Annotated in this window: 9 protein-coding genes and 1 pseudogene; 8 read left to right on the top strand and 2 right to left on the bottom strand. The window is 60.6% G+C overall.

Annotation, left to right across the window (positions count from 1 at the left end; all coding sequences use genetic code 11):
- From A8V01_RS24370 to A8V01_RS24355, 4 genes are all read left to right on the top strand, one after another.
- On the top strand, positions 1 to 555 hold a 555-nt coding region (locus A8V01_RS24370; RefSeq protein ID WP_103098857.1), incomplete at its 5' end, for an SOS response-associated peptidase family protein.
- Positions 556 to 674: 119 nt separating this feature from the next.
- Positions 675 to 1,277 (top strand): PAS domain-containing protein, encoded by a 603-nt coding sequence (locus A8V01_RS24365; RefSeq protein WP_103098856.1) that lies wholly within the window; start codon positions 675 to 677, stop codon positions 1,275 to 1,277.
- Between the two features lie 23 nt (positions 1,278 to 1,300).
- Positions 1,301 to 4,735, top strand: coding sequence for a chemotaxis protein CheB (locus tag A8V01_RS24360; protein WP_103098855.1), 3,435 nt, complete (start codon positions 1,301 to 1,303; stop codon positions 4,733 to 4,735).
- Positions 4,732 to 5,082 carry a response regulator gene (locus A8V01_RS24355; RefSeq protein ID WP_103098854.1) on the top strand — a complete coding sequence of 117 codons (351 nt, stop codon included), beginning with the start codon at positions 4,732 to 4,734 and terminating at the stop codon, positions 5,080 to 5,082. Before A8V01_RS24360 ends, A8V01_RS24355 begins: the two co-directional genes overlap by 4 nt.
- Positions 5,083 to 5,110: 28 nt before the next feature.
- On the opposite strand, the gene A8V01_RS29440 is transcribed toward A8V01_RS24355, so the two are convergent.
- A complete protein-coding gene (locus A8V01_RS29440; RefSeq protein ID WP_281256532.1) occupies positions 5,111 to 5,341 on the bottom strand; it encodes a response regulator in 231 nt (76 codons plus the stop codon).
- 240 nt (positions 5,342 to 5,581) lie between these two features.
- Here A8V01_RS29440 and A8V01_RS29435 point away from each other — a divergent pair.
- The 4 genes and pseudogenes from A8V01_RS29435 to A8V01_RS28815 all read left to right on the top strand — a co-directional run.
- A pseudogene (locus tag A8V01_RS29435) lies at positions 5,582 to 5,804 on the top strand (IS3 family transposase); the annotation flags it as partial.
- Between the two features lie 354 nt (positions 5,805 to 6,158).
- Complete coding sequence (locus A8V01_RS24340; RefSeq protein ID WP_103098852.1) at positions 6,159 to 7,274, top strand: zinc-binding metallopeptidase family protein; 1,116 nt, start codon at positions 6,159 to 6,161, stop codon at positions 7,272 to 7,274.
- A gap of 363 nt (positions 7,275 to 7,637) precedes the next feature.
- Positions 7,638 to 9,536 (top strand): 4-alpha-glucanotransferase, encoded by a 1,899-nt coding sequence (locus tag A8V01_RS24335; RefSeq protein ID WP_103098851.1) that lies wholly within the window; start codon positions 7,638 to 7,640, stop codon positions 9,534 to 9,536.
- Positions 9,533 to 9,676 (top strand): hypothetical protein, encoded by a 144-nt coding sequence (locus A8V01_RS28815; protein ID WP_170066050.1) that lies wholly within the window; start codon positions 9,533 to 9,535, stop codon positions 9,674 to 9,676. The genes A8V01_RS24335 and A8V01_RS28815 overlap by 4 nt, the downstream gene beginning before the upstream one ends.
- A 121-nt stretch (positions 9,677 to 9,797) precedes the next feature.
- On the opposite strand, the gene A8V01_RS24330 is transcribed toward A8V01_RS28815, so the two are convergent.
- Positions 9,798 to 10,103 (bottom strand): hypothetical protein, encoded by a 306-nt coding sequence (locus A8V01_RS24330; RefSeq protein ID WP_146037375.1) that lies wholly within the window; start codon positions 10,101 to 10,103, stop codon positions 9,798 to 9,800.
- Positions 10,104 to 10,261 lie beyond the last annotated feature (158 nt).

Genomic DNA, 10,261 nt, shown 5'->3' with positions numbered 1-10,261 from the left:
CGCGACAATCGCTTCGATCCGCAGGAACTGCGCCCCCGGGGGCGGGCCTATGTGATGCGCGAACAGGGCAACATGTTCGGCTGGGACGTCATGAGCTGGGATGTCCTTGGCGGCAAAGCCGCCTGGCCGATGACCAACGTGCGCAACCTTGCGCTGCCAAAATGGCGACGGCTCGCCGAGCGTCCCGAGAACCGCTGCGTGGTGCCGCTGACCGAGTTCTGCGAGTTCACGCCGGACAAGCATGACCTTGGCGACGGTAAGCCGCCATTGAAGGGCGAGATGTGGTTTTCGGTGATCGATCAGCCGGTGTTCGCGGTTGCCGGGTTCTGGCAGCCGACCGAGGCTGGCAATGCCTTCGCGATGGTCACGTGTGATGCCAATTCGCTCGTCGAGCCGATCCATCCCAAGGCGATGGTGACGATCCTCGAACCGAGCGATGTCGATGTATGGCTGAGAGGGTCGTACGATGAAGTCCGCTCGCTCCAGCGACCGTTCGATGCCGCGCGAATGGCTGTGCGAGGACCGATATTTCCGACGCGCCACAGCGAGCGATAGACTAAGGATGCGATAGGTTGCGTGCGTCCGCCGGTCCGATCACCCTGGATGCAGGCCCGTGACACTATTGCAAAAATCAGGCACATACGGCTGCGCAGCCTGATCGGACCGATGGGTTGATGAGAGACAAATTGCAAGCGACGCTTGCAGGAGACATCGAAGTGCAGAACCTGAGCGTACCCGACGAGCTCAAGACGTTTTTCGAGAATTCGCCGATAGCGCTTGCTCTCGCTCTCCCTGACCGAGACCACCCGCTGGCGCTGGTGAACCGCAGATTTGTGGAACTGACCGGTTACGCATCGTCGGAATTGATCGGGCACAACTGCCGCGTGCTCCAGCGCGATGCCGACGAGAGTGAAGCTCGGGCCAAGCTGCGCGCCTTTCTGGACGACGACCTGTCTCCCAACGTTCGCACCCCGATCCTAAACTTCCGCAAGGACGGAACGCCTTTCGTCAACCTGCTTTACATGTCCCGGCTCAGGTCACTCGCCGGCGAGACACGGTATATCTTTGCGTCGCAGTTCGACGTCAGCAGGGCCCAGCCAGAGCGTCTTCAGGGTTATGATCAGGAACTGAGCCAAACGCTGACCCGGTTAAGCCCCGTCGCCGCGGAAAGCGGCGTCATCGTCGAGGGCACCTTGACCACGATTGCCAATTCGGCCGCGATCATTGCGCAGGCCAAACTGACCCTCGCCAACCTCGACGAGAGTTCGATCCTTTGAGCGGAAACGACAAGCCTGATGATATGGCGTTGCGGTCTGAGGGCACGTCTCCGATAGCGGTGCCGGTAGTGGGCATTGGTGCTTCGGCCGGTGGGCTTGAAGCGCTACGTGAGATGCTGTCGGCTGCGCGCTTACCCACCAACATGGCGTTCGTGATCGTCCAGCATCTCGATCCGAATTACGAAAGCATGCTCGCGCAGTTGCTCGACCGGGCCTGCCCGCTCGATGTCTTGCAATGCGAGGGCGGCGAAACTTTGTTGCCCGATCGGGTGTACATCATTCCGCCCGGTCGGGGGCTGGTCCTGCAGGACGGCAGGCTGCAACTGACCGAGTTCGCCCAACCGCGAGGGCTGCGTCGGCCGATCGACGACTTCTTTATCTCTCTGGCGACAGACCAGCAGGCGAATGCAGCCTGCGTCATCCTATCGGGAACCGGGGCCGATGGATCCACGGGCCTGCGCGCCATCAAGGAGCATGGCGGCGTCTGCGTCGTCCAGCAACCTGAAACGGCGCGCTACGACGGCATGCCGGTCTCGGCAGTTGGCACTGGTCTGGTGGATTACGTCAAGCGGCCGGCGGACATTATTGACTGCCTTTCCGCATTCTTCGGACGTCGCAGCGGCGAGCCTCGCGAGCAGCAGGCTGAACTTGTCGCCGATCATGTTGATGACCTGTGTGGAACCCTGCGTTCGGCGGTGGGGCACGACTTCTCCGGCTACAAGCGCTCAACGCTCGTGCGGCGCGTGGAAAGGCGGATGCACGTGCTGTCCATTGCGTCAGCGCGATCCTATCTGGACCGCGTACGCATCGATCCTGCCGAATGTGAGGCGCTGTTTCGCGACCTGCTGATCAACGTCACGCGCTTCTTCCGCGATCCCGAGATGTTCGAGGCGTTGCGATCCAAGGTCATCATCCCGCTCTTGCGCGACCGCGAGACCGACGATGAAGTTCGCGTCTGGGTGCCGGGCTGCTCCAGCGGCGAGGAAGCCTATACGCTGGCCATGCTCTTCGCCGATGCCGCACGCGAGAACGGGTTCGCCAACCCGGTGCAGATTTTCGCGACCGACATTGATGAGCAGATGCTGCAGATCGCGCGCGAGGGTAGCTATCCTGCTTCCGCGCTTGCCGACATTCCCAGCCCCTTGCGCGAACGATGGACGAACCCGCACGGCGAACGCTTCTCGATCGCGAACCAGATCCGCGATCTCATTCGATTTTCCAATCACAGCGTAGTCAAGGATCCGCCGTTTTCCCGCATAGACCTGGTATCCTGCCGTAACCTTCTGATCTACTTCGATGACCGCCTACAACAGTCCGTCATGCCGATCCTGCATTACGCGATCCGGCCCGGCGGCTACCTGTTCCTTGGTCCGTCGGAGAGCATCGGCCGTTTCGATCATTTATTCCCGCCCGTCGATCATCACGCCCGCATCTTCGAACGGGGCGCCGGCAGCCCAAGCTATCCGATCGATCTTCCCGCCAGCGACCGAAATACCCAGCGGCAGCGTCAGGTGTCGAGCCGGGTGGAGGGCGGACGCAGGGCCGCAGAGAGTGAGATCGCCATCCAGCGGCTGACAGAACTCTACGCACCGCCTTCAATGGTGCTGAACCAGGACGGCGCGGTACTGGCTGCGTACGGGAAGCTGAGCCGCTACTTCGACTTTCCCGTAACCCGTACCGGCGGCGCTAACGCCATTTCACTCGCAAAGCCTGGACTTCGCGACGTGCTGGGGCCGCTTGTGCGCCAGGCGCGTAACGGCAAGAAGCGCACCGTCGCGCGGGAAGTTGAGGTCAAGTCGGACTACGGCCTGCAGCCGATCGAAGCGGTTTGCGAGCCGCTGCCCGATGGCACGCTTCTGCTCGTATTCCGCGACCGCGCGCCATTCCGCCCCTTCGATGAGCATGATGCCACGGAGATCGAGGACGGCGACGATCACATGGAGGCGCTGGAAGAGGAATTGCGCCTCACCCGCCACAAGCTGCGGACGGCAGTCGAGGAGCTGGAGACGGCCAACGAAGAACTCAAGAGTTCCAACGAAGAAATGATGTCGATGAACGAGGAGCTTCAGTCGACGAACGAGGAATTGTCCACCGTCAACGACGAGCTCAAGAGCAAGGTCGACCAGCTTACCGTCGCAAATTCTGACCTGCGCAACTTCTTTGAATCTACCGACCTTGCCGTGATCGTTCTCGACCGCAACCTGCGCATCCGGAGCTTCACCGAGGCCGCGACCGGTATCTTTCCGCTGCGCCCCACCGACCGGGGGCGCCTGCTCGCAGACGTCGCGACGCGGCTCGACGATAACGGCTATCTCGACGATGCGCTTCGGGTTGCCGAAACCGGAGAATCTCTGCAGCGCCGGGTCCACACGCGCGAAGGGGGACGCACGCTGGCGCTGCGCGTGCTTCCCTATCGTACGCAGCACGGAGGGGTGGACGGCGCCACACTGGTTCTGACCGACATCACCGTAGCGCTGCTTATGGAAAGCGATCTTGCTGCCGAGCGCGAGCGACTCGATCTTGCGATCACGGCGGGTGGCATCGGCGTCTGGGAGTACTGCGAGAAGACCGGCGAACTCATTTCCGATAGCACCAATCGCATCCAGTTGGGCTTGCCGGTCAAAGGCGAAGTGACGGTGGCGGACGTGCTCTCGCGCATCCACAGCGATGACCGCGCTGCGGTTGAGGAGGGCCTACGCCGCGCTGCATCGGGTGCGGAAGACTTCGCTGTGACGTTCCGCGTGCCTCAGCAGGACAAGGACGGGGCTATTTCCGATCGCTATCTCAAAAGCTTCGGGCGCGCCATAGGAGGTTCGAACCCGCTGCGCATGGTGGGTGCCGCAATCGACATCACTGCAGAATACGCGCTTGCCGATGCGCGCGGCCTGATGCTGCGCGAAATGAACCACCGCGTCAAAAACCTCTTTGCGGTGGTCAGCGGCATGATCGCTGCGGCGAGCCGAACTCACGACGATGTCCGGAGCCTGTCGCTGGACCTGCGTGAGCGGATTTCAGCCCTTGGCAACGCGCATTCGCTCGCCGCGCCGGCGGGCGAGCCGCAACCGATATCATTGAGAGACCTGATCGAGACGACGATTGCGCCTTATTCGGGTCAAGCAAATATCAAAATCGATGGCCCTGACGTCACCGTCACGCGCACCTCGCTCTCCTCGCTGGCGCTGATCCTGCACGAATGGACGACCAATGCGGCAAAATATGGCGTGCTGGGCGCCCGAACCGGCAGCCTTTCGATCACATGGACGTTACGCGAACGGACCATCTCGATGGAATGGATCGAAGCAGGCAAGAATGAGATCGACGTGACGGAAGGCAAGGGATTTGGGACGTTGCTTGTGGCCACGTCGGCCCGTCAGCTCGGTGCAAGTATTGAGCGCACCGTGGAGAGCGGCAAACTGGTGCAGCGGATGGAATTGCCTGGCTCGGTGATTGCTGGATGACTTGCGCTGTCCTGATTGTTGAAGATGAACTGTTCGTAGCACTTGATCTGGAAGACACAGTCCAAGCGCTTGGATATTCCGTCGCGGGCACATGCGGAACGCTTGCGGGGACCTTGGCCGCGATCGAGCGGCAACTTCCGACGTGTGCCATTCTCGATGTTCGCTTACCGGATGGCGAGGTGTTTCCTGCCGCCGACGTGCTCAGGGACGCTGGTGTGCCGCTGATCTTCCGTTCCGGCCATGCCGACGAAAATCAGCTGAAGACCCGCTATCCCGACGCCCAGGTCTACTCAAAGCCCTGCTCCCCCAGCCGCCTGCGCGAGGCCCTGCTGCGCGCGGCAGCGTGATCATCTTCAGGCTCTATCGGGCGCGGTTCTAAAAGACGTTTCCGTTCTGCGCATGAGCATCGCGCATCACACGCACGAGGTCGTCGAGCGAATAGGGCTTTTGCAGAAGGGGAAATCCGTGCCGCATGTCTTCCGCAAGCACGTGGCTGTACCCGCTGGTGAGTACCACTGTCGGGCCCGGCCAGTGGGCCCGGATGCGTCGGCATAGCTCTACCCCCTCCATCCCGGGCATGACGACGTCGGAGAACACGATGTCGATCTCGTCATGCTCGGCCTAAAGAACGGCTAGCGCCTCGCGCGCGTTTCCGGCCCGGCGTGCTCTATAACCTACGTCAGCCAGCAGGTGGGCGGCGAAATCCACGACCTGCTGATTGTCCTCGAGGATAAGGATCCTCGCGTCGGTGACCATGAACTGATGCGGTCGTCTTCGCAGTCAGCATAGGCTTAGAACCGCACCGGGATTGTCGGAGGCCCTAGCTCCTGAGAGTGAGGGTCTACGATGAGCAAGACGACGAACAAGTTTGCCCGTGAGGTTCGGCAGCGGGCGATCCGGATGGTACTGGATCACGAGGGGGATTATCCTTCTCGCTGGGCGGCTGATCACATCAGTGGCCGAGAAGATCGGGTGTTCCGGGCACACGCTGCTGGAATGGGTAAAGAAATCCGAGATGGACAGTGGCAAGCGCGGTGCTGTGCCGACGGAGACCCCCGAGAAGCTCAAGGGCTTTTCGTAGCGACGCTGATCTCGTCATTGCGCAGGAGGCCGCCAGCAGTTTTTTGGAACTGGCTCGCATGGCAGGTGGGGCAGCGAACAGGGTCGATCAGGCGACCGTCAATGCATGGGGTAATCACGGTAACTCCGCTAACGCAAATGTGCATTTTGTCGGAACCGGAACAGCCCAAGACAGGTACCCTGCTTGACTGGGTTGGTGACGAAGAAGCGCTCAGAAAGCTTTTTGTCCAGCTATGCAGCTATGCCAACCCGTGATTTGAGCAACACCTGCCAGAAAGGCTGGAAACGAAAACTCACATCGCGGCGTTGAACGCAGCATATCTCCACTGATGACGAGTGACTTATGCGCGCGTTCGCCTGCCCCAACTGCCGCCGCCGCAACCATTTCGAAGTGCGAGTCTGCCCGGGTTGTCAGGCAACTTTGGGTTTTGACCCGGGTATAGATGCCTTTCGGTTCCTCGCCGACGGCGCGACGGTATGGCGGGACGCTCATGGTAATGGGGCAGATGTTGTCGTTTGCGCCAACAATGATGCGTTTCAGATTTGCAATTGGCTGGTTGAGGCCGATTGTGGCACGACGATGTGCAAGGCTTGTCGTCACAATCAGATCATTCCGGATTTGTCAGAACCATCTGTCCCCTTGCGATGGGCGAAGATTGAAGCAGCAAAGCGGCGCCTGATCTACACTCTGATCAAGCTAGGGCTGCCGCTCGAAAGCAAGGCAGAGGAATCTGCCGGCAAGCAGGGCCTCGCCTTCAGCTTTCTGTACGATGCCGCTGCGGAGCAGGCAGGTAGTCCGCAGATCTATACCGGCCACGATGGCGGGATCATCACTCTCAATCTCATCGAAGCAGACGACGCAGAGCGTGAACGCATGCGCAACGCGATGGGTGAGCCCTACCGCACGCTTCTTGGCCATTTTCGCCACGAGGTCGGGCATTATTACTGGTCTCGCCTAATCGAACACGACGAGCTCCAACTCGAGGCGTTCCTAAAGGTTTTCGGCGATGAGCGGCTCGATTATCAGCAAGCATTGCAAGCACATTACAACGACAATGGCTCGAAGCTCTGGACCGATGATTTCGTTAGCTTTTACGCTACGTCACATCCTTGGGAAGATTTTGCCGAGACGTTCGCGCATTATTTACATATTATTGATGTCGTCGCGACGGCAGGCAGCTTCGATCTTTCTCTTGCCGCGTTGCCGGGAGATGCGGAGGGGCTCGAGGTCGAGGTGGACTTCGACCCATTTACTGCTGACACCCGTGACCTCGCGGACGCTATGGGTCCGCTTTCATTCGCAATGAATGCGATCAACCGTTCGATGGGACAGCCTGACCTTTACCCCTTCCACTTGTCCGATGCGATCGTCGCAAAGCTGGATTACATTCAAAATGTAGTGGCGAAAGCACGGCGGACCGGTCAGGCAAGGAACGAACCTCAAGCGTTAGCAGCATGAACTCATTTAACAGATGGGGGTGAAGGATGGAGGACTGCGGTCGGCCCAGCGCATGCACAGACCTAGCACCAAACTCATTCAGTACCGCTATCCCGGCTCGTCCAGGATGATTGCGGAGGCGGCAAATCGTCCTGCGCACTGCGCCTGCCGTATCGCTTTGTCTGGCCAAGCGCGATTTCCGATCTGGGCGCCTGATCCATATGAGAGGCGTTTTACCCGGCGCAGGCTAGCTAAGGGCGCAGAATTGCATCCCGTTTTCAATCTGGACAAGCAACCCGTCGCGGTCAATGCCCCTAAGAGTGCGTCCTTCCTCGCCCGAGGTAACAGCCCGTGTGGCATTCCAGAGCCCGGATCGCTCCAAGCATGGCTGGGATAAGGGACGACGCGCTTGGGAGGCTCGCCGCCAAGGCCGGGCTCCTCGCTACCTGGGAGGATGCGGACGGCCGCACGCGTCAGGTTGCTCCCGAGACGCTGCGCGCCGCGCTGCGCTCGCTCGGGCTTCCATGCGAAACAGAGCAAGATGGCGTTGAAAACCTGTATCGATTGGATGCGCAGCAGCAACGCAGTTTCCTCACGCTAGACGCTGGCGATCCGCTTCTTGAAGCGGGTCGTCTCGTGTTGGAATCGGGCGAGGCGTATGATGTCGCGGCAGGCATTGTGCTCGACACACCGGGCTATCACCGAATCGAGACGGCAGATCGGGTTGTCCGGCTCGCCGTAGCGCCGGCCGCTGCGCCCGATGTCCGCACGATAACCGGGGTTGAGAGGGCTTGGGGGCCGGCGGTGCAAATCTACAGCCTGCGTGGGGAACGCGAGGCGGGGTTCGGTGACATCGCGGCACTCACCCATTTCGTGCAGTCCGCCGCGCGCTCGGGTGCACATCTGGCCGCGATCAATCCCGTCCATGCCTTGTTCGTGGCCGATCCGGCCCGCTGCAGCCCTTACGCGCCTTCGAACCGCGAGACGTTGAACCCGCTTTACGCTGCTCCTGATCGGGATGACGAAGCCAACTCCGGCGATCTCATAGACTGGCCGTCTGCCGCGGCCGCTCGGCTTGCCCACCTTCACGCCGAGTATCGCGGTTTTGCTGGCAGCCCAGAGTTCGATCGGTTTGCGGAAGATTCCGTGGTCATGGACCACGCCCTGTTCGATGCGCTGAGCGTGCATTTCACGCAGCGCGGTTTGACGGCGGACTGGTCGAGTTGGCCCTACTCCTTCCGACAACCCGGGACTGCCGATGTTCGTCGCTTCACCGAGGAGTACGGCGACGCCGTGCGTTTCCAGATTTATCTGCAATGGCGGGTGAACGAAGGAATGCGCAGTGTGCAGACGGCGGCGAAGAACGCCGGGATGGCCATTCGTCTCGTCGCTGACCTCGCCGTCGGTCTGCATCCCCGTGGTAGCCACAGCTGGAGCCGGCGCTCGGAGCTGCTCGAGGGGCTGACGCTGGGGGCTCCGCCGGATATGTTCCAAGCTGATGGGCAAGGCTGGGGTATCACCGGTTTCTCGCCCACTGCGCTTGCCGAGACCGATTTCGATCCCTTCTTACGAACGGTGCGCAAGGCTTTAAGTTTCGCGGGTGGAATACGGGTCGATCATGCGCTCGGGCTCGAGCGGCTCTGGCTGATCCCGGACGGAGCGGATCCGCGCGACGGAGTGTATCTTCAACAGCCTTTCAACGATCTCGTACGCTTGCTGGTTCTGGAAGCGCATCGCCATCATGCGCTCGTAATTGCCGAGGATCTCGGCACGGTGCCTGACGGGTTGCGCGACAAGATGCAAGCACGTAACCTACTTGGCATGCGGCTCACAACGTTCGAGCGCGATTCCGAGGGCGGCTTTGTCGATCCGGCGGAGTGGACCCCGGCGGCCGTAGCAATGACCAGCACCCATGATCTCATTCCGATTGCGGGCTGGTGGGCTGGCACCGATATCGAGTGGCGGCAGCGTCTCGGCCGGGCGGGTGAAAGCGAGGCTGAGCGTTCCATCGATCGGGTACGACTTTGGCCGGAGCTCGACAGGCCTGAGCCCGACGAGCCAGCGCCCGTCGTTGACAAAGTGGTCTCGCAAGTCGCGTGCGCTTCATGCGAGCTGGCGATTGTGCCGTTGGAGGATCTGCTTGGACAAGCCGAGGCGACTAACATGCCGGGCACGATCGACGAGCATCCCAACTGGCGCCGCCGCCTGCCGCAGGTCGATATCTTATCCGATCCTGCGGCAGCGCGCCGCGCCGCCCTCCTGAGCAAGGAACGACCCCGATGACGTTGGCGAAACGGATCGAGCTTAGTCCTAAACTGATTTTCCCGTTCGATGTCGCGCTTCCGTATATCGGCTATCGCAACCGCCTTGGCATTTCAAAACTCAAAGCCTCGCCGATCAACGGCTCGAATAATATGAATTAATGGAGAGATTTGCTCACAATGGGCAGAATTTGCTTTCGTAAAGCGCTACAGTTCAGAATCTCAAAAGGCACGATAGTCAAGGATTGGGCGCCATAAATTCTTGCGCATAGCCGTTCACGACTCAAAAAGCGTCGCTGGGTACCCAGACGCTGACGCTGCCACCATTGACCCGAGCGATGAGCGTACCGTGCTCGTCCGCAGCAATCTCTTCTTGGCAATGCCCTAGAAAATCGCGATAAATCTGGCCCGCATGATCAGGTCCGAGCGGAATCGCCTTTTGGGTCTCCTCGCCGTTGGCAAGCAACGTAACGCTCCCGGGCTGCTGCGCCGTCCCCTGCCGCACGATCGCGAGGCAATGGGGATCATCGAAAATGTCGGTTTGCGCCCCATGCGCGAAGCGGCTGCGCGCTTCTATGAGCTTGGACAAGCTGTCTATTGACCTGCCCCCCGGCGGTCCCTCGGTCATAACGAGAGTCTTGCGGTTGAATATTCCGGCACGCTCGCCTGCACAAGCGCGTCGGGCGTGATGCTATCGTCCTGCACGAACGTCCGACGCGCTTGTGCAGGCGTTCGATTTCCCAACGA

Origin of the sequence: Novosphingobium guangzhouense (assembly GCF_002896965.1) — a bacterium.
Classification (GTDB): domain Bacteria; phylum Pseudomonadota; class Alphaproteobacteria; order Sphingomonadales; family Sphingomonadaceae; genus Novosphingobium; species Novosphingobium guangzhouense.
The sequence above is the reverse complement of the archived record's forward strand: the minus strand, read 5'-3'. Positions and strand labels throughout refer to the sequence as shown.